Origin of the sequence: Kosakonia pseudosacchari, from assembly GCF_900184035.1 — a bacterium.
GTDB lineage: Bacteria > Pseudomonadota > Gammaproteobacteria > Enterobacterales > Enterobacteriaceae > Kosakonia > Kosakonia pseudosacchari.
Genome location: NZ_FXWP01000025.1, coordinates 79,928 through 99,576, shown reverse-complemented (window position 1 = coordinate 99,576; position 19,649 = coordinate 79,928). Strand labels below are relative to the sequence as shown.

Annotated in this window: 19 protein-coding genes; 6 read left to right on the top strand and 13 right to left on the bottom strand. The window is 55.2% G+C overall.

Annotated features, from left to right (window positions below):
* Nucleotide 1: 1 nt before the first annotated feature.
* The 4 genes from BN2591_RS19100 to BN2591_RS19085 form a co-directional block, all read right to left on the bottom strand.
* Nucleotides 2-1,585, bottom strand: coding sequence for a rhamnogalacturonan acetylesterase (locus BN2591_RS19100; RefSeq protein WP_086873426.1), 1,584 nt, complete (start codon nt 1,583-1,585; stop codon nt 2-4).
* A gap of 239 nt (nt 1,586-1,824) precedes the next feature.
* Entirely contained in the window at nt 1,825-2,859 is a 1,035-nt protein-coding gene (locus tag BN2591_RS19095) for an ABC transporter ATP-binding protein (protein WP_086873425.1), read from the bottom strand.
* 1 nt (nt 2,860) lies between these two features.
* Entirely contained in the window at nt 2,861-4,435 is a 1,575-nt protein-coding gene (locus tag BN2591_RS19090) for an ABC transporter permease (RefSeq protein WP_162494960.1), read from the bottom strand.
* A gap of 21 nt (nt 4,436-4,456) precedes the next feature.
* Complete coding sequence (locus tag BN2591_RS19085) at nt 4,457-5,473, bottom strand: iron ABC transporter substrate-binding protein (RefSeq protein WP_086873424.1); 1,017 nt, start codon at nt 5,471-5,473, stop codon at nt 4,457-4,459.
* 341 nt (nt 5,474-5,814) lie between these two features.
* Between BN2591_RS19085 and BN2591_RS19080 the strand changes: the two genes are divergently transcribed.
* Both BN2591_RS19080 and BN2591_RS19075 read left to right on the top strand, forming a co-directional pair.
* The gene (locus BN2591_RS19080) at nt 5,815-6,042 is read left to right on the top strand and encodes a hypothetical protein (protein ID WP_086873423.1); all 228 of its coding nucleotides are present in this window, start codon (nt 5,815-5,817) and stop codon (nt 6,040-6,042) included.
* A gap of 312 nt (nt 6,043-6,354) precedes the next feature.
* Nucleotides 6,355-8,544 carry a TonB-dependent siderophore receptor gene (locus tag BN2591_RS19075; protein WP_086873422.1) on the top strand — a complete coding sequence of 730 codons (2,190 nt, stop codon included), beginning with the start codon at nt 6,355-6,357 and terminating at the stop codon, nt 8,542-8,544.
* A 284-nt stretch (nt 8,545-8,828) separates the two neighbouring features.
* Here the strand turns inward: BN2591_RS19075 and BN2591_RS19070 are convergent, their stop codons facing one another.
* On the bottom strand, nt 8,829-9,308 hold the full coding sequence (locus BN2591_RS19070; RefSeq protein ID WP_244173033.1) for a hypothetical protein: 480 nt from the start codon (nt 9,306-9,308) through the stop codon (nt 8,829-8,831).
* A 435-nt stretch (nt 9,309-9,743) separates the two neighbouring features.
* On the opposite strand from BN2591_RS19070, the gene BN2591_RS19065 reads away from it, so the two are divergent.
* The 4 genes from BN2591_RS19065 to fucR all read left to right on the top strand — a co-directional run bounded on the left by BN2591_RS19065 (nt 9,744) and on the right by fucR (nt 13,056).
* The gene (locus BN2591_RS19065) at nt 9,744-10,301 is read left to right on the top strand and encodes a DsbA family protein (protein WP_086873420.1); all 558 of its coding nucleotides are present in this window, start codon (nt 9,744-9,746) and stop codon (nt 10,299-10,301) included.
* 66 nt (nt 10,302-10,367) lie between these two features.
* A complete protein-coding gene (gene yghU, locus BN2591_RS19060; protein ID WP_086873419.1) occupies nt 10,368-11,231 on the top strand; it encodes a glutathione-dependent disulfide-bond oxidoreductase in 864 nt (287 codons plus the stop codon).
* A gap of 131 nt (nt 11,232-11,362) precedes the next feature.
* Nucleotides 11,363-12,349, top strand: coding sequence for a sensor domain-containing diguanylate cyclase (locus tag BN2591_RS19055; RefSeq protein ID WP_086873418.1), 987 nt, complete (start codon nt 11,363-11,365; stop codon nt 12,347-12,349).
* Nucleotides 12,346-13,056 carry an L-fucose operon activator gene (gene fucR / locus BN2591_RS19050; RefSeq protein ID WP_086873417.1) on the top strand — a complete coding sequence of 237 codons (711 nt, stop codon included), beginning with the start codon at nt 12,346-12,348 and terminating at the stop codon, nt 13,054-13,056. Before BN2591_RS19055 ends, fucR begins: the two co-directional genes overlap by 4 nt.
* Here the strand turns inward: fucR and hybG are convergent.
* Genes hybG through hybO form a run of 8 tightly spaced genes read right to left on the bottom strand, consistent with a single transcriptional unit; the run spans nt 13,047 to nt 19,566 of the window.
* Nucleotides 13,047-13,301: a hydrogenase maturation factor HybG gene (gene hybG / locus BN2591_RS19045; protein ID WP_086873416.1), complete on the bottom strand. Its 255-nt coding sequence runs from the start codon at nt 13,299-13,301 to the stop codon at nt 13,047-13,049. The genes fucR and hybG overlap by 10 nt on opposite strands.
* 7 nt (nt 13,302-13,308) lie before the next feature.
* Nucleotides 13,309-13,647 (bottom strand): hydrogenase maturation nickel metallochaperone HypA, encoded by a 339-nt coding sequence (gene hypA / locus BN2591_RS19040; protein ID WP_086873415.1) that lies wholly within the window; start codon nt 13,645-13,647, stop codon nt 13,309-13,311.
* Nucleotides 13,640-14,119, bottom strand: coding sequence for a hydrogenase-2 assembly chaperone (gene hybE / locus BN2591_RS19035; RefSeq protein WP_086873414.1), 480 nt, complete (start codon nt 14,117-14,119; stop codon nt 13,640-13,642). Before hybE ends, hypA begins: the two co-directional genes overlap by 8 nt.
* Nucleotides 14,109-14,606 (bottom strand): HyaD/HybD family hydrogenase maturation endopeptidase, encoded by a 498-nt coding sequence (locus BN2591_RS19030; protein ID WP_086873413.1) that lies wholly within the window; start codon nt 14,604-14,606, stop codon nt 14,109-14,111. The genes hybE and BN2591_RS19030 overlap by 11 nt, the downstream gene beginning before the upstream one ends.
* Nucleotides 14,606-16,309, bottom strand: a complete 1,704-nt coding sequence (gene hybC, locus BN2591_RS19025; protein ID WP_086873412.1) for a hydrogenase 2 large subunit — start codon at nt 16,307-16,309, stop codon at nt 14,606-14,608. Before hybC ends, BN2591_RS19030 begins: the two co-directional genes overlap by 1 nt.
* A complete protein-coding gene (gene hybB / locus BN2591_RS19020; protein WP_086873411.1) occupies nt 16,306-17,478 on the bottom strand; it encodes a Ni/Fe-hydrogenase cytochrome b subunit in 1,173 nt (390 codons plus the stop codon). Before hybB ends, hybC begins: the two co-directional genes overlap by 4 nt.
* Nucleotides 17,468-18,445 (bottom strand): hydrogenase 2 operon protein HybA, encoded by a 978-nt coding sequence (gene hybA, locus BN2591_RS19015; protein ID WP_086873410.1) that lies wholly within the window; start codon nt 18,443-18,445, stop codon nt 17,468-17,470. The genes hybB and hybA overlap by 11 nt, the downstream gene beginning before the upstream one ends.
* 2 nt (nt 18,446-18,447) lie before the next feature.
* Complete coding sequence (gene hybO / locus BN2591_RS19010; RefSeq protein WP_086873409.1) at nt 18,448-19,566, bottom strand: hydrogenase 2 small subunit; 1,119 nt, start codon at nt 19,564-19,566, stop codon at nt 18,448-18,450.
* Between the last annotated feature and the right edge of the window lie 83 nt (nt 19,567-19,649).

Genomic DNA, 19,649 nt, shown 5'->3' with positions numbered 1-19,649 from the left:
CTTAGGGTTTTAATGTGTCGGCAAGCGAGGTCAATTCAGGTGTGGTACGGATGAGATCAGCCACCATCGATGCGACAGCTTCTGCACCTTGTTGCTGGAAATGGGTGGTATCAGGATTGCTGCGAATCCCGGAAGTTTGCGTTTTATACCAGGGGTAGCGCGGGTCACTGGCATCCACGGCCAGCCAGTAATCCATCCAGTCGCTGGCGTGCGCATTGGCGAAATCGATAGTCGCTTTTTCCAGATCGATAAGCGGCACATGGTTGCGGTGGGCGGTCTGTTTGATGGTGTCAATGTAGTTCCCGGCAAAGCGGTAACCCGGCTTTTTCACCGTGTAATGACTACTGACGACCACATCGTCGGCGCCCTGCTGAAACGCCGTTTTCCCCGTGCGGTTTTTTACCCGCGTGGTCGGTGTCAACAGCACCGGCGTTGCGCCCGCCGCGCGCGCCAGCGTGATATAGCGCTCCAGCGAGTGCTGGAACGATAACAGCGGCTCGCCCGGCGGAAACTGTGGATTGCCGCTGGCATCATTAGGATAGGTGCAGAGGTTTTTCACATCCGCCGTGCCGCGCACCGCTTTATCGCCATCGCAGTTTTGATCGTTATGACCATGAGCGATAAAAACATAGTCGCCTGGACGTAAATCACGCGCCATTTGCTGGTACCAGCCTTCGTTGTAGAAATCCCGGCTGGAGCGCCCGGAACGCGCGCCGTTAAGCACCACCACGCCGCTATCGGCGCGAAAAGCCTGCTGGAAAACTTGTCCCCACCCCATGCGCGGTAAACGGGCGACTTCATAGGTGGCGGCAGTGGAATCGCTGACCAGCAAAATGCGCGTTTTCGCACTGCTGATCGCCTGCCGATCGCGCAGCGCACGCGGCAAATCTAACGGTTCCCACGGCCCGCTGTTCTGCAAACCGACAATCGGGCGAAAGGCGCTGTCGGTCAGCACTGTCCCGCCTGCCTCGCCGCTGTTGTTGTCATAATTGCGGTTGTGGTTAACCACCGACAAAATCCGCGCCATACCGTTGCCGGTGCGAATGGGCGTCTGTACCGGATCGACGGTTTTCGCATTCAGACCAGATAAACGCAACGCGTCGGCCATGCCATGACGGAAGTTAGCCAGCGGCCCGGCCAACAAACCGGCATTCAGCTTGCGGTTATCCCCCCGTTCAACCCACTGCTGTGGGCCGATATAGCCCAACTGACCGGCCACTTCGGAGACCAGCCTGTCGGTAAAAGGGGTGATGTTAGCGGTATTGCGGCGCTCTTTTTGCAGCGTAATGAGCAGAGAGGCCATGCAACGCGCACGCGGCTCATCGCTTCGCAAACAGGACTGCGCGGTTCCCGTGCTCTGGAAAGTGGAAAGGGTTAACGGTGGAGTGAGCGCATCAACCGCCAGCGAATAGCGTCCATCGCTACGCGTTTTGGTGGTAAGGCGCTTGCCTGAACTGTCGGTCACCGTTACCAATGCCCCCGCCAGCGGCGCATCGGCAAAAACCGCGCCTTCCAGTATCGTTGCCGCATTCGCCATCACTGGCAGGCAACAAAACAACACGCTAAGTCCCAGAGGGTATTGCATAGGTCATTCTCCTGAAACAGGTTCTCCCGGCAGGCTGCACCGGTGTAATCGCGCGTTTCTGTTTCTGGAAAATGTGGCCAAGCGTGAATGCCAGCAGGCATTACGGATCAATAAAGGCTTTTATTTTTATTCTGATACAAAACGGAACTAAGTTTTACACATATAAAAACATTGTTTTGAGATCGGATTCAAGAATATGACAATTGATAAATCAGCCCGCCGTTAACCGGGCTGTATATTCAGCGGGGGAATACGCGGGCGCTACCGTTAACCTGCAGATTCACGTTCATGCCGGGTCGCCAGTCCGGGCGGGTGATGGCTTGTAATGTCAGGCGTTCGCCGCTTTGCGAAAACCGCAGCGTCAACGACGAAAGATAGCCAGCAAAATCCATATCGATAATTTGTGCCTGCGGGCAGGTTTGATGCTCATCGCACGGCACCACACTCACCTGTTCCGGACGCAACATAATGCGATGCGTGCCAGAAAGCGCCGGGGTATCTACCGCCACATCGCCAAGCAGGCAGTGCGCACGCCCTTGCGCCACATCGGCAGATAAAATCAGCGCATCGCCCAAAAACAGCGCCGTCTCCTCATCAACCGGTTGCGAATAAACCGCGAACGGCGATCCCACCTGCGCAAAGCGGCCGTGGCGGATCACCACAATCTGGCTGGCGAAAGAGAGCGCTTCTTTCTGATCGTGCGTAACCAGAATTGAGGCAACGCCCGCCTCGCTCAGCAAATCCGCCGTGGCCTTACGCGTGGCGGCGCGCAAGCCGGTGTCCAGTGCTGAAAACGGTTCGTCAAGCAACATTAGCGCCGGTTTCTGCGCTAGCGCTCTGGCCAGCGCCACACGCTGCTGCTGACCACCGGAGATCTCATGCGGCCAGCGCGCCGCCAGTTTACTGTCCAGCGACACCATCGCCATTAACTCATCGACACGGCGTTGCTTCTCGTGACGCGAGCCTTTAAGCCCCCAGGCAATGTTTTCTCCCACCCTAAGGTGCGGAAACAGCGCGCCCTCTTGCGGCACAAAGCCAATGTTGCGCTGGTGGGCCGGGATAAACTGGCCGTCGCCAAACAAGGTTTTTCCCTGCAACACGATGCGTCCACTGTCCGGCACTTCAAACCCGGCGATCAAACGCAGCAACGTGGTTTTCCCTGACCCGGATGGGCCGACAATCGCCGTGCGGCTACCCGCAGGGATCACCAGATTCACATCATCCAGCACGCGCGCGGCGGCAAAGCTTTTCGAAATGGTTGCCAGTTCTAACATCTTAAAGACCCGAAAGTTTTTGTGATTGCTTATACAGCAGGCCGGTCAACGGCAAGGAGATCAAAATCATCAGCAAGGCATAGGGTGCCGCCGCCACGTAGTCGATCTCGCTGGTCAGCGCCCAGAACCCTGTCGCCAGCGTGCGGGTGCCAAGCGGGGAAAGCAGCAGCGTGGCGGTTAGTTCTGTACTCACACCCAGAAAAACTAATGCCGCAGCAGTAGAGGCTCCCGGCGCTGCCAGCCGTAGTGTAACGCTCACCAGCGCTCTGCCAGGCGAGGTGCCAAGGCTTTGCGCCACCTGTTCAAGCTCTACCGGCGCTTGCGCAATCCCGGCGCGTAAGTTGATCAACGCTCTGGGCATAAACATCAGCAACCAGGCGAGAAACAGCGTCACTTCAGTCTGGTAAATTGGGCGCGCGTAATGAATGGTCACAGTGACCAGCGCCAGCGCCACCACAATGCCGGGTAAGGCGCTGGTGATGTAATTACAGCCTTCAAGCAGGCGAAATACGCGGCGCGGATGGCGCACCGAGAGCCACGCCGTCGGAATGGCGAACGCGGTGGTGATCAGCGCCCCGCAAACGGCCAGAAAAAGGGTCTGGCGCAGTGAAAGCCAGAGATCGGCGCTATGCCAGTTATCGAATCCGCCAAGCCACAGCCAGCGGCCAAGCACGGCAATCGGCGTACCGAATGACAGCACCACTGTGCACACCGCCAGCAATAGCCCTAACCCGCTTCCCCAGCGCCCAAGCGTGCGGCGCTGTTGCTTGCGCGCTGAACCTGAGCCCACCCGCGCATAGCGCGCTTTTCCGCGCGCCGCTGTCTCCAGCAGCAGCAACGCCAGGCAGCAAAGCGCCAGCACACCGGCGAGCATATTGGCGGCCGGGCCGCTGAACGTTGACTGAAACTGATCGTAAATCGCGGTGGTGAAGGTATCGAAGCGGATCATCACAAACAGGCCATATTCCGCCAGCAAGTGCAGCGCCACCAATAACGCACCGCCACAAAGCGCCAGCCGAAGCTGGGGTAAGATCACGCGAAAGAAGATGCGCCACGGCGGGGTGCCAAGTGATGCCGCCACATCCTCAAGGCTGGGATCGAGGCGGCGCAATACCGCCGCGACCGGCATATAAATAAACGGAAAATAGGCCAGCACGGCGATAAACACCGCCGCGGGTAGCCCGTGAAACGCGGGCAAAACGCTAACCCAGGCATAACTTTGCACAAACGCCGGGATCGCCAGCGGCGCAACCGCCAGCACTGCCCATATGCGCCGCCCAGGCAGCGACGTCCTTTCAGTGAGCCACGCCAGCGACGTACCAAGCGCGACGCTGGCGGGTACAGCAAGTGCAATGAGCCAGAAGGTGTTGACGAGCAACTCGCCCACACGCGGGCGAAAAATGAGCGCCTGTACCGTCGCCCAACCGGTATCAATACCGACACCGATGACAAAACCAACAGGCAGTAAGGCTAGTGCCGCGACAAAAAGGGCAAATACCACCAGCAGCCGCGAAGGACGGTGCCGGGCGGCGTGGCTGGCCGCATTGCTTGCCGCCGGGAGACTCAAACTGGACATCAGGCACTCATTCCTGCGTGATTACAAAAGACCGGCTTCGGTCATTAACTCGCTGACTTTTTTGCTGTTAAGCGCGGAGGGTTCCACTTTCGGTGCGTCTAATTGCGCCAGCGGAACCAGTTTTTCGTTAGAAGCCGCACCTTCCCCTACTGCGTATTCAAACGCGGTGTTGGTGCGCAGCATCTCCTGGCCCTGCTTGCCGGTTATCCACTTGATAAACGCCTGCGCCTGTTTCTGATGTTTGCTGGAGGCTAAAACGCCGCCGCCAGAGATGCTGACAAACGCACCCGGATCCTGATGTTTAAAGTAGTGAAGCTGGGTATTTTTGCTGTTCTCGCCGGTTTTCGCCTGATCGACAAAGTAGTAGTAGTGATAAATCACGCCGCCGTCGATTTGCCCGGCATTGACCGCTTTCATCACCGTGCTGTTGCCTTTGTAAGGCACAAAGTTGGTTTTCATCGCTTTCAGCCAGTCCAGCGTGGCTTTTTCGCCTTTCAGGGTCAGCATCGCGCTGACAATTGCCTGGAAGTCCGCGCCTGAAGGCGATGCCGCCCAGCGACCTTTCCATTCCGGTTTGGCTAAATCCATGATCGATGCAGGTAACTGCGAAGCGGAGAGTTTCGCCGGGTTATAGACAAAAACGGTGCTGCGCGCGGCAATGCCAATCCAGCGACCATGCGCCGGGCGGAACTGAGCCGGAACTTGTTTCAGCGTATCCGCATTGAGCGGCGCAAAAAGCCCGGCGTTGTCGACCAGCGTCATCGCCGGGGAGTTTTCCGTCAGAAACACATCCGCTGGCGAAACGTTGCCTTCCTGCACCAGCTGGTTACCCAGCTCCGTGTCGCCGCCGTTACGCAGCGTGACGTTGATGCCGGTTTCTTTGGTGAATTCGTCGACCCAGGATTTTGTCAGATTTTCGTGCTGCGCGTTATAGACCACGATACCGTCGTCGTTGCCGGCGGCGAACGCCGCGGGAGCAGCAAAAACTGAAGAGATGACCAGTGCAAGTGAACAGAGCGGCAAAAAGCGGTTCTTCATCATCATTCCTTTTAAATTATGTGTAATCGTCAGCACATACGAGCCGGGCTGGATTTTAATCGTAGTGGAAATGAAATGAGAATCAAAATTATTATCACACGATCGAGTTTGAAATTAAATATCATCAAAAATTAAAAAATGAATTAATCCACCATCCCGCAATTGCAGGATACGTTAAAGATTAAGACAACCTTAACATGAGGTTAAATGTTTCATATATTATCAATCCAGCGAATCAGACAACCGTGGCTATCTTTTCCGTGAATAACAAATTAACATCAGATTGAGTGGGTTTAATACCAAACATCGCAAAACAACCTGCACAGGTAAGACAAATAATCATGAAAAATAAAAAGATAGATACGATGGCAAAAGTGGCTATGCGCAGCAGGGGATTGTCTGTAAAAGAAAAGCGCGTGCGTTATCAGGGTAAGATATTTACCTTTAAATATGTTTCTGGCCATTATGAAATCTTTTTCGAAGACGAAAAAGTGGATGCCATCGCAACCGATAACATCAATCAGGCGATTGCGGACTTTAAAGAAAAACATAACAAAACGAAGCGCTAAACCCCGCTAAAATACCTTTTCATTTACCGTTCAAACTTCAAGCAATAAATACCAGTAACCTTATTATACCGGGCGGTATTATTATCGAACCCGGTGCACTCCCCGCCCTTTGCCAGTTCAGTCACTCGCGCAAAAACCTTAAAAACTTCATGGAAATCACCGGGTTAATCCAACATTTTTTTACATAAAGCGTTTACTTGGTAACGATAATTCATATCATCTTGATAATCGCTATCAACAAATGGCGATACTGCTTGCGGCTCGGGAGGATCAGCGCCGCCGTACTTCTGTTAAATCAGGATCACCATAACAATGAAATCTCGTTATCTTTGGGCATTAAATCCTTGTTTATTGATGATGTTTTCCGTTAACGCCTCGGCGGAAGGTCAAAAAGAAGAGACGCTGGTGGTTGCCGCCAGCCGCGCAAACCACAGCGTTACGGATATGGCGCAAACCACCTGGGTCATTGAACAGGCTGACATTGAGCAGCAGGTTCAGGGCGGCAAAGAGTTAAAAGAGGTGCTGGCGCAGTTGATTCCCGGCATGGACGTCAGCAGCCAGGGACGTACCAATTACGGCATGAATCTGCGCGGCCGTTCAATGATGGTGATGGTCGACGGGGTACGCCTGAACTCGTCCCGCAGCGACAGCCGCCAGCTTGATGCAATCGATCCGTTTAACATTGAGCGCATCGAAGTGATTTCCGGCGCGACATCACTGTACGGCGGCGGCAGCACCGGCGGTTTAATCAATATCGTCACCAAAAAAGGCCAGCCGGAAACCCAGGTTGAGTTCCAGACCGGCACAAAAAGCGGTTTTAACAGCCATAACGATCACGACGAGAACATCGCCGCAGCGGTCAGCGGCGGTAATGATAACGCTTCAGGGCGTCTTTCTGTGGCCTATCAGCGCTATGGCGGCTGGTATGACGGCAAAGGCAATGAAGTGATTATTGATAACACGCAAACCGGTTTGCAGTACTCAGACCGCCTGGATGTCATGGGCACCGGCACGCTGAATATCGACGATCATCAACAGTTGCAGCTCACTACGCAGTATTACAAAAGCCAGTCTGACGGTAAGCACGGCCTCTTCCTTGGCGAGAACTTCTCGGCAGTGCGCGGCGTCGGCAACGCGTACAACAAAAGTAACCTTGATTCCGACCGTATCCCCGGCACTGAACGCCACTTAATTAACCTGCAATACGCCAACAGCGATTTCTGGGGCCAGGATTTACTGGCACAGATTTATTACCGTGACGAAAGCCTGACGTATTACCCCTTCCCGACGCTTTCCGGCGGCTCGGTGACCAGCATTGGCGCATCGCAGCAAAAAACCGATTTCTACGGCGGCAAACTGACCCTTAACAGCAAACCGCTGGAAGATCTGACATTAACCTGGGGCGTGGACGCCGAACATGAAACGTTCGATGCCAACCAGCAGTTTTTCAATCTCAGCAAAGCCGCCGCCAGCGGCGGGATGAAACTGGATAACGCTTACAACGTCGGGCGCTATCCCGGCTACAGCATCACGAACCTCGCGCCGTTCCTGCAAAGCAGTTATGACATTGCGGCCATCACCCTGAGCGGCGGCGTGCGCTATCAGTACACAGAAAACAGAGTCGAGGACTTTGTGGGCTACGCGCAGCAACAAGGTATCGCCACCGGCAAAGCGACCTCGGCGGACGCCGTACCTGGCGGCAAAACGGATTACAACAATCTGCTGTTCAACGCAGGCATCCTCGGCCACCTGAGCGAACGCCAGCAATTGTGGTTTAACTTCTCGCAAGGCTTCGAAATCCCGGACCTCGCGAAATATTACGGTTCCGGCACCTACAAGCTGGAAAACGGCCACTATCGCCTGGTGAACAGCGTCAACGTTAATGATTCGAAGCTGGATGGCATTAAAGTGAATGCCTACGAGCTGGGCTGGCGTTACACCGGCGATAGCCTGCGTACGCAGATCGCCGCGTACTATTCGCTTTCGGATAAAACCATCAACATCAACAAAAGCGACATGACCATCAATATTGAAGATGATCAGCGTCGTATTTACGGTGTGGAAGGCCAGGTCGATTACTTCTTTAGCAACAGCGAATGGAGCACCGGCGCGAACTTTAACGCCATCAAGTCGCAAACCCGCGTCGATGGCAAGTGGCAGAAACTGACCGTGGATAGCGCCAGCCCGTCGAAAATGAGCGCGTGGGTCAACTGGGCGCCAGGCGACTGGACGTTACGCCTGCAAAGCACCCAGACCTTTGATCTTTCTGACGCCGATGGCAAACATATTGACGGGTACAACACCGTTGACCTGCTCGGCAGTTATCTTTTGCCCGTCGGTAAGTTGAGTTTTAGCGTTGAAAACCTGCTGGACGAAGATTACACCACCGCATGGGGACAACGCGCACCGGGTTTATACAGCCCAACCTACGGCGCAGCGGGTTTATATACCTATAAAGGCCGCGGTCGTACTTTTGGCCTGAATTATTCCGTTCTGTTCTGATGAGATCTGCCGCCTGTCTATCAGGCGGCACATTCTGTTTTATTCAGCCCAATAAAAACGCCAAAAAGCCGATATCCTCAGCCACTATTTTGCTGAAAACATATCGTGTTATTTCTGCCTTAAGCCAAATAGATGACTGTGGCTATGTTATTTCCCGGTCAGCGAATGCGTAATATAAGATATATGCAATCCACAACCGCTAAATATAAGATCCAGATATAGACACTGGAGTAATACAGCTAACAATAATACCCCTGAAATAAGAAAGGATTTACTTGCGTTCTTTATTGCATATCCGTCGGTTCAGATTCGCCCGCCGTTATCGGCTCTTGCTGTACCGCTGTTTTCGCGTCCAGTTTGTGTTGCTCAGCCACACGTTTCTCTTTCTGTAACTGCGCTGCGGCTAACTCTTGTTGCGTCACTTTTTTACCTGAAAACGCGTCAACCATTTCCGTTCTGCCGTCAGGATATTTAACGATGGTCACCAGCCGTCCACCAAATTGCGGAATACCGGTCATCGCCAGTGAATAATCAATCTCATGATTTTCCACCTTTTTCTTTTCCTGAACCTGCTGCTCGGCTTTTATCTCATTGCTGTGTTTGTGTTTTTCCGCGCGGCTGGAGAGCGTCACTTTGGTGCTCTCATCATGGGAAGCGCTATTTGCCGCGCCGTTATCCGCATGCGCCGCCGATTTATGGTTTGTATTTTCTTGTGTTGTGGCAAGGTGCGGGCTTGCCTGAATCGCCTGAATCTCCTGCATCATTATCTCCGCTATCAATGACCAGATATTCCGCCAAATGACTCTGCCTGAGCCGAAAAAAAGATCCTCATAACGATTATCGACAGGCGAAAGAAACAGATTAATAACAAATAGCGCTGAAACAGGATGATTTACATACAAAAATTAAATAAGCACGCGCTATTTAATAAAATAATAATTTTACTTAAATCAGTTGGATATTAAAAAATATACGTTAAGTCAGGGCATATAATTAAAAGCAGAAGCACAGCCCATTTTTATCACTAAATTTTAACAAACAGATTTCTGTGGCAGCGCGTACTGTTTTAACGCCCGTATCGGCAAAATAACGCAACCGCTTTTGTGCTTAACCGCATCGGCGGCAAAGCGCCTTTCCCCTGGCTGCGGCATGCTGCTACTCTTTGAAACGCGAAAAAATATTAAATATCAGGAGTGAAAATGAGCCAACAACCGCTACATGCCGCCCCGCTCAGTTGGGGTCACGGCCCGCGCACGTTCGAGGTATTTATCGAACCTACGTGCCCTTTTTCTGTACGCGCGTTTAAGAAACTGGACGCGCTGCTGCAACACGTCGGCGAAGATAACGTCACCGTCAAAATCCGCCTGCAATCACAGCCGTGGCATCTGTTTTCCGGTGTGATTGTCCGCTGTATCCTCGCGGCATCGACGCTTGCAGACGGCAAAAACGCCGCACATAAAGTACTGCAAGCGGTTGCCGATCATCGCGAAGAGTTTGAATTTACCGACCACTGCAGCGGCCCGAATATGCACGCCACACCGCAGCAAATCATTGAGCGCATCGAACAGTACAGCGGTGTGCAGCTGGCAGAGGCTTTTGCCCGTCCGGCTCTGCAAAATGAGATCAAATGGCACTGCAAATACGCGCGCCAGAATGGCATCCATGTTTCGCCAACCTTTATGGTTAACGGCTTAGTGCAGGCCGATCTCGGTAGCGGCGACGACATCGAGGTCTGGGCGCAGCGTATTCTCGCCTGAGACGACTGCTACACTGCTTTGCAAGCGCTTAACTTCTTCAACACATCAACGAAAAGGCAGGCCAAAATGTCAGACAACTATCAGCCCCCCAAAGTCTGGACGTGGGATAAATCCGGCGGCGGCGCGTTTGCCAATATCAACCGCCCGGTTTCCGGCCCAACACATGACAAAGCATTGCCGGTCGGCAAACACCCGTTACAGCTCTATTCGCTCGGTACGCCGAACGGCCAGAAAGTGACCATTATGCTCGAAGAGTTACTGGCGAAAGGCGTTAGTGACGCAGAGTACGACGCGTGGTTGATTCGCATCGGTGAAGGCGATCAGTTCTCCAGCGGTTTTGTCGATGTTAACCCAAACTCCAAAATCCCGGCGCTGCGCGATCACAGCACCACCCCGCCGACGCGGGTGTTCGAATCCGGCGCGATCCTGCTCTATCTGGCGGAGAAATTCGGTCACTTCCTGCCAACAGATCCGGCGAAACGCACTGAAACGCTGAACTGGCTGTTCTGGCTGCAAGGTTCCGCGCCTTTCCTCGGCGGCGGTTTTGGTCACTTCTATAACTATGCGCCGGTAAAAATCGAGTACGCGATCAACCGCTTTACCATGGAAGCCAAACGTCAACTGGACGTGCTGGATAAACAACTGGCGCAGCACACGTTCGTTGCCGGGGATGAATACACCATTGCCGATATGGCCATCTGGCCGTGGTACGGCAATGTGGTGCTGGGCAATGTCTATAACGCGGCGGAATTCCTCGACGCGGGCAGCTACAAAAATGTCCAGCGCTGGGCGAAAGCGATTGCAGACCGTCCGGCGGTAAAACGCGGACGAATGGTTAACCGCACCTTCGGCGAGCCGAGTGAGCAACTGCACGAGCGCCACGACGCCAGCGATTTCGACACGCAAACCGAAGATAAACGCAACGCCTAATCTTGCCCACCGGGCGGCATTCCGCCCGGTTTCTCGCGTCATTCACCACACCTTCTGCTCTTTTTTCACACCATATTTACATAACCGAAATAACTCGTAAGAATGCCTTTTATTTACCCGTAGCCCGCCAAATGTCTGAAAACGCGTTAAAACAGCAGATCCAGAATCTGAAAAAGCACAACGCCCGGCTGGTGCGGATCGCGCGCGATGCGCGTAATAAACTCAGCGCCGCGCTCGACGGCACCGGGCTGTGTTTGTGGCAACTGGATGTGCCAAGCGGCAAGCTCATCATCTTTAACCGCCGCTGGGGAGCGATGCTTGGCTACCAACCCAAAGCGTTGAGCGCCCATTTTGATGTCTGGCGCGAGCACCTGCATGAAGATGACCGGCAACGGGTACTGGACGCGTTTTATGACCATTTGCATGGCAAAACCCCGTTTTACGAAGCATTACACCGCATGCAGCATAAAAACGGCACCGTGACCTGGGTGCTCGATCGCGGTCGCGTCACTGACCGGGACGCCAGCGGCGCGCCGCTGAAAGTGACCGGCACGCATATCGATATGACCAAAGAGAAGCAGTACGAAGAGCAACTGGCGCTGCTTGCAAACCACGATCCGCTGACTGGTCTTGCGAACCGCCATGCGCTGCTGCAACACTTCGCGGAACTTACGCTCGCCGGGCCGTTGTGCGTCGCGTTTATCGATCTGGATGATTTCAAAGCGGTAAACGATCCGTTTGGCCACCGCAGCGGCGACGAGTTGTTGATCCAGCTCAGCCAGCGCCTGCGCGCTGCCTGTCCTGAGGGAACCGTCATCGGTCGGCTTGGCGGCGATGAGTTTGTCTTGCTGCTGCCCTTTGAGCTCAGCAGCCTGCTGATTAATAGCACCGCGCATAGCTGTTTGCGCGCCATACTCAGCCCATTTGAACTGGACAATGGCGAAGCGTCGGTAGGCGCATCAATAGGCATTGATGAAGTGCAAGGCGGGGATGATTTCGTGAATGCGCTGATGCGCGCCGATCGCGCGATGTATCACATCAAGCACACCGGTAAAAACGGCGCGGCTATCGGCAAGATCCTGATTTCGCTCTCGCCACGGCATGAGGAAACACCATGAAGCAGGCGCGCCAGCAAGCGATTCTGCAGCTTCTCACCCGCCAGCACAGCATTACCACCCAGGCGCTGGCGGCGCAGTTGAATGTCAGTATTGAAACCATTCGCCGCGATCTGAACGCGCTACAAACGGCGGGGAAAATTGTGCGTCGCCACGGTCTGGCGCGCACGCTGCATGATGGCGGAGAGCCGTTTCGCACCCGACTAAAAAGCCACTATGCGGATAAAGCCGACATCGCCCGCCATGCACTGAACTGGATAGACGCCGGGATGACGCTGGCGCTGGATGCCAGCTCCACCTGTTTTCATCTGGCGCGGCAGTTACCGGATATCCCGCTGACGGTGCTGACCAACAGTTTACCCGTGTGCCAGGAGATGGCGCGCCGCGAACATATTGAGCTTATCTGCTCGGGTGGCCGTCTGGCGCGCACGGAGCGCTGCTACGTGAACCCGGCTCTCGTAAGCCTTTTGAAATCGCTGGAGATTGATCTGTTTATCTTCTCCTGCGAAGGCGTGGATGCACGCGGCGATATGTGGGATTCCACCCGCCACAATGCGGCGTTCAAAGCCCAGCTGTTACGCCGGGCGCAGCAATCATTGCTGTTGATTGATAAGAGTAAATTCTATCGCGCCAGCGAAGCGAAGATCGGCAATCTGGCGCAGGTCACGCAGATGGTGACAGACGCGAACATCGACGCGCCTCACCTTTGAGGGGCAAACTCGTCTATTTCCATGTTGCGCAGCGCTTCCAGCGTCGCCAGCGCTTCGTGCTCATCAATCACGCTCATGGCGAAACCAACATGCACCAGCACCCATTGTCCCAGTAATTCACGCGGTGAATCCTCGCACACCAGCGCGATATTGACGTCGCGGCGTACGCCGCACACATCCACCTGCGCCAGTTGATGAAAATCGTCGCCAACGGCCACCACCTGCCCCGGTACGCCTATACACATCTTCGCTTTACTCCACTTCGATACTTTTGATCTGCACGCCGTCGCTGCGCTCAATATGCAGCGTCGGACAGTGGCAGAGCGGGCACTCATCATGCCGCTCGATTTCCACCGTCTGGCTGCAATTCCAGCACCAGGCCTGCGCCGGTTTATGGAGGATATGCAGTGTGCAGCCCTGCGCCAGCGTCTCGCGGCAGGCGATATCAAAACCAAACCGCAGCGCGCTCTCTTCCACACAGGCCAACGCGCCCACTTCCAGCCATACGCCAGTCACGCGCTTCGCGCCGTTTTGCCGCGCCTGTTGTTCAATGATTTCTACCGCGTTCTGGCACAGGGATAACTCATGCATGCGCTTTGTCCCGCAGCCCTTGCAGCAACGCGCGACGGCTTAACGCGGCATCGGTGACCGGCAACGAAAGCGCCATTTTCAGGCAGTTATCGGCAAGCGCGATACCCGCATCAACAGACAATCCCCGATCGAGCGGCGACATCAGCGAGCAGCTCAGATATTGCCCCAATGCGGGTAATTCGCCGACAGTAAAGGTCATTTCGCCATAAGGCAATCGCAGCCCCAGCCGCTGGCTCACCGGGCGGCGAGGCCAGCACTGCTGCGGGCCGGGGTAGATTTGCAGACTCAGCATCCACGGCGTCAGCACGCAGCCCAGCCATTGCTCTTCAAAGCGGGTGAACGGCGTGACATACACCGGCATCGTTGCATGGACAAACGGCAGACCCTGCATCTCCTGCTCGGCTATCGCCATAAAAGCCGCCTGTACTTCGCAGTGCGGCGAAACGTCAAACCCCATTACCTCATCCTGCATGTTCGGTCTCCCGTAAAACAGGCTCCACGCCGGATTCACGTAGCGCTTCCAGCACCGCCCGTAGCGCGGTTTCCAGGCTCGCCTCCACCAGCGGCGTCATGCCGATATGTGGCTCCAGCGAGGCGGGAATAATGCCAATCAGGGTCAGTTTTTTCGGAAACTCCCCGGTAAAACGCAACGCCGACAGCACATCCGATAGCCCCAACTGGTGCGGCGAAATTTTATTGCTGAACAGCGTAGGTACGTCGTCATCGCGCAGGCAGATAACGGCACCCGGCTCGCTTTTGCGGCTGACCACCGCATCGGCGATGATTAAATGATCGCGGTTAGCCATTGCTTCAAGTAATTCCATGCCCGCCGTGCCGCCGTCCAGCACCTCGACATGCTCCGGCAGGCGGTAACGCTGTTCAAGCGCTTCCACCACCCGCACGCCAATCGCTTCATCGGTGAGCAAAATGTTGCCCACGCCTAACACTAAAATCGACATCACAGCACCTTCACCGACACCACATCGTTGCCGTCAGCATCAACCACGTGTACCGCGCACGACATACAGGGATCGAACGAGTGAACGGTGCGCACCACTTCCAGCGGTTTTTGCGGATCGGCAATCGGCGTACCCACCAGCGACAGTTCGTATGGCCCGGCGTCGTCATTGAAGTTACGCGGCCCGGCGTTCCAGGTGGACGGCACAACCGCCTGGTAGTTGTCGATTTTGCCATCTTTGATAACAATCCAGTGGGAGAGCATGCCGCGCGGCGCTTCAAGGAAGCCGACACCTTTAAACTCGCCGCTGGTGGGGATCTCCGTATGGGTAATGGTTTGCACATCGCCTTTGCCGATATTGTCTATCAGTGCCTGATACTGCTGCTGCAACACCTGATGTAACTCGCAGGCATGTACCGTGCGCCCGATAATGCGCCCCAGCGTAGAGTGCAGTTGTTCCACCGCCACCGTTTTGCCGGTGAGTTTCTGATAAATGGCGGTGATATCGTGCAATTTTTCCGTCGTTGACGGGTGTTTTGCCGCCAGCTTGCAGAGCATATTGGCGAGCGGCCCCACTTCGACCGTTTTGCCGTAAAAGGTGGGCGATTTAACCCAGGAATATTTGCCCTCTTCCTGCCAGCCGGTGTACTGCGGCAGCGTAGTACCCTGCCACGGCTCCTGCGGCGCGTCGTCTTTATACCAGGCATGTTTCGCGCTCTCCTGAATACCTTTGATCAGGAAAGGATCGGTGTGGGTGTTGATTTCCCGGTAGGTCGTAAGATCGGCATTTTCGATGTATCCGCCAGCGAACAGGAAGCTGCCGTTGTTGGCATCGGTGGGGAATTCCGGCGTGCTCAGGTAGTTCACCGCGCCTTTACCCAGCGTGAGCCATTCCGGGTAAAACGCCGCAATCACCGCCGTGTCGACTTTATAAACCTGCTCGATAAACCCTTCCAGCTTGTCGATAAATGACTTGAGGTACATCAGGCGTTCAAGGTTCAGCACTTCGATGCCATCAAGGTTTATCGGATTGGCAACCCCGCCAACCGCCAGGTTCTGAATGTGCGGCGATTTACCGCCAAGCAGCGCGACAATGCGGTTAGCGTCGCGCTGGCACTCCAGCGCTTGCAGGTAGTGCGCCACGGCAATCAGGTTCACTTCCGGCGGCAACTTCATTGCCGGATGTCCCCAGTAGCCGTTGGCAAAGATACCCAGTTGGCCGCTGGCGACCAGCGATTTGATCTTCTCCTGCACCGCTTTGAAGTCGTTTTCGCTGTTAAGCGGCCAGTCGGAAAGCCCCTGTAACAGCGCGGCGGCTTTCGCCGGATCGGCATTCAGCGCGCTGGTGATATCGACCCAATCGAGCGCCGAAAGCTGATAGAAATGGACGATATGATCGTGAATCGAGTGGGCGGCCAGAATGATGTTGCGGATGTACTGGGCGTTGCGCGGCACCTTCACCGCCAGTGCGCTTTCTACCGCCCGCACCGAGGCAATGGCGTGGATGGTGGTGCAAACGCCGCAAATGCGCTGCATGATTATCCATGCGTCGCGCGGGTCGCGGTTTTTGACAATCTCCTCCATCCCGCGCCACATGGTTCCTGACGACCAGGCCTTTGATACAATGCCGTTTTCAATTTCGCAATCAATGCGTAAATGACCCTCAATACGGGTGACCGGATCAATGGTGATACGTTGACTCATGCTTTACTCGCCTCATGTCGCGCAGATGTTTTTAACGGAGGAATAATCGGCAACAGACGTATCAGTAAGATGTACGCGCAGACTTCAATTGCCACAAAACCGATGGAAATCAATAACTCTTCCGCTGTCGGGAAGTAGTGGTAGCCGTTGCCGGGATTAAAGGCCAACAGCGAATAAGAGAGCCGCCACAGCGCACAGCCGAGCAGCATGCTTAATGCGCCCAGGAACAAAAAGCGGGAATCACGACGCAGACGCGGCGCGCGCAGGATCAGCAGCGGCAAGGCCAGCAATGCCATTTCCAGCCAGAACGTCAGGCTGTAAAAATCACCGGCGAAAGCGTAATGCCATTTGTCGCGCCACGTGATCTCTCCCAACCGCAGCACCAGGAACAGCGCTAACAGCACACTCAGGATGTTGATCAGTTTGCAAAACAGACGTTTTTCATCCGGCCCGTTGCCGCGCAGGCTGGCCTGCATTAATGAACCTTCGAAAATGACAATCGAGAAGCCCATAATAAACGCGGTCAGCAACGAGAATACCGGCAGCATTTCATAGCTCTGCCATAGCGGGTAAACCTTATACCCGGCGGCAATCATCAACGAGCCCATCGACGACTGGTGCATGGTTGGCAGCAGTGCGCCAAGCGCGATGATGAAAAACATCACTTTATTGAGACGGCGCAGTGAGACTTTCCAGCCGAGCCTTTCCAGCAGCGCCGGCGCGAACTCCAGCGCCATCACGCCGATGTAAATCGTCATGCAGACCGCGGTTTCAAACAGCACTGAATTGACGTTGAAATGGCCGGGAATATAGAAGTAAGGCAGGTTCCAGTAACGCCCGACATCAATGGTGATGGACAAGCCGCCCAGCGAATAACCAAACAGGCTGCACAGCAGCGCCGGGCGCACCAGCGGGTGATAATCGCCCCGGTTAAAGACATACACCGCCCACGCCAGTGCCCAGCCGCCACAGGCAAAGCCGGTGCCGATCAGCAAATCAAACGCGATCCAGATCCCCCACGGATAACCACCGTTCAGATCCGAGACCGATCCGAGCCCGAAGATCAAACGCTTAAGGATAAAGATCGCGCACAGCACGATCAGCGGGGCGAACAGCAGCACCGGTTTACTCAGCAGTTTGCCGCCCATCGCTTGTGGATCATGACTCATGATCGCCTCCGTCATGCTTGTCCCGCGTATTGCGGCGCACCAGTGCCGTTAACCCCGCCAGCACGGCGAGCGGCAACATCATGCCTTTGTACACCGTGTGTTGAACATGCTCAGAGCGCGCGCCGGTTGCCAGGTCATCCAGCTCCGGCAACCCCAGATCCTGATAAGGAACGCCGGTTAGCACCAGCACCTGCGTGCCGCCGCCCTCTTTTTCGCCGTACAGATGCGGGTAGTAGCTGGGCACGTTATGCAGATAGGTATCGTTGGTGTGCAATGTCTGACGCGGGTAGCGGTATTCAGAACCGGGTTTCATCGCAAGGCGTTTTTTGGCTTCGGCGAGCAGCTCTTCACGCGTGCCGAAAATCACCGCGCCCGCCGGGCACACCTCCACACAACCGGGCAGTTCGCCGTTGTCCAGACGGGCCACGTCTTTCTGGTTGCAGAGTTCGCATTTATGCAGCGCACCGAAGGGATTGTCATAGTCATACTTCGGCACATCGAACGGACAGGCAACCATACAGTAGCGGCAGCCGGTACAAACGCTGGCGTCGTAGTGAACGATGCCGGTTTTGGCGTCTTTTTTCAGTGCCTGCACCGGGCAGACGGAAACACAGTTGGCATCTACGCAGTGCATGCACTGTTTTTTGATATAGGCGTAGCCGTCGCGCAGCTGGTCTTTGTTTTCCCCGCTGCCGCTGCGCCAGACCTGAATAATGTTGTTGGTATAAGGCGAAAGTTTGTCGTTATTCGACCAGGTTTGCTCGCCCTGTGGATTGCGCCGGGGCGTGTTAATTTGCTGACAGCGCGTCACACAGGCCTGACAACCGACACAGAGCGTGGAGTCGTACAACATCCCCAGCGCGCCGGGGATCGGCGGGCGGTTTTGCGCGGCGGCAAAACTCGCGGACGATCCCCCCACCAGCAGCGCCCCGCCGGACGCCACTTTGAGAAAATCACGTCTGTTCACGGCTAGTCTCCCTGTGAATCCGTGTCGTTTTTCTTCTGCTGGCGGCCCAGTTCACGCACGGTCATCACGCCGACACCCGCCACCAGGCCTACGACGCCACCCAGCAAACCGACAGCGCTTGCCGACACAGTGCCGCCCTCTTTCAGATTGACGTCGGGTTTCTCGGCGCGCGGCGTAGGGTTATCCACATGCGCAAGCTGGGAGATGCCTTTGTGAAAACCAACCCCTTCTTCGTTGCAGCCATAGCATGGGTGACCAATGGCAACCGGCCAGACACCGCCCACATCGCAAAACTGCAACGTTGAGCAGTTGCCCCAGGTTTCCGGGCCTTTGCAGCCTAAGTGGTACAAGCACCAGCCTTCGCGATGCCCCTGATCGCCATACGCTTTCGCAAAGCGCCCGGCATCAAAATGCGGCCGACGTTCGCAGTGCTCGTGAATTAAGCGCCCGTAGGCAAAGCGGGGACGATTTTTGGCGTCAAGCGCCGGAGGTTTGCCGAAGGTGATGATATGCGCCACCGTGGCAAGGAAGTTTTGTGGGTTCGGCGGACAGCCGGGAATGTTGATAACCGTTTTGCCGGGCAACACCTCTTGCAGACTGACTGCGCCAGTCGGGTTGACGCCCGCCGCCGCCACGCCGCCCCAGGCGGCACAGGAACCAATAGCGATAATCGCCGCCGCGTTTTCCGCCGCTTTGCGAATATGATCGACAATCGGTTCGCCTGCCACCATGCAGTAAACCCCGCCGTCTTTCATCGGAATCGAGCCATCGACCACCAACACGTACTGGCCTTTGTACTGCTCCAGCGCCCGGTGTTTATTCTCTTCAACCTGGTGACCAAAGGCGGCGGAAAGCACTTCGTGGTATTCCAGCGAAATGGTTTCCAGCACAAGGTTTTCTACGGTGGGGTGGGTCGCGCGAAGCAGTGATTCGGTACAGCCTGTGCACTCCTGCGCGCCAATCCAGATAACGGGTGGACGCTGAGGATGGCTGACCGCTTCGGCCATTTCGGCAGCGGCCTTGCCGCTTAGCCCCATGGTCGCCGCCAGTGCAGCGCACAGTTTCATAAAATCACGACGGCTCACGCCATGAGACGCAAATTGTTGGTTCTCTCCTGCCATTTATTGTTATCCCTTAGCCTGGACTAGGATTATTCTCCACCTATTTGGCAGATGAATGCTGCGATCGCCCCGACAAATAATCA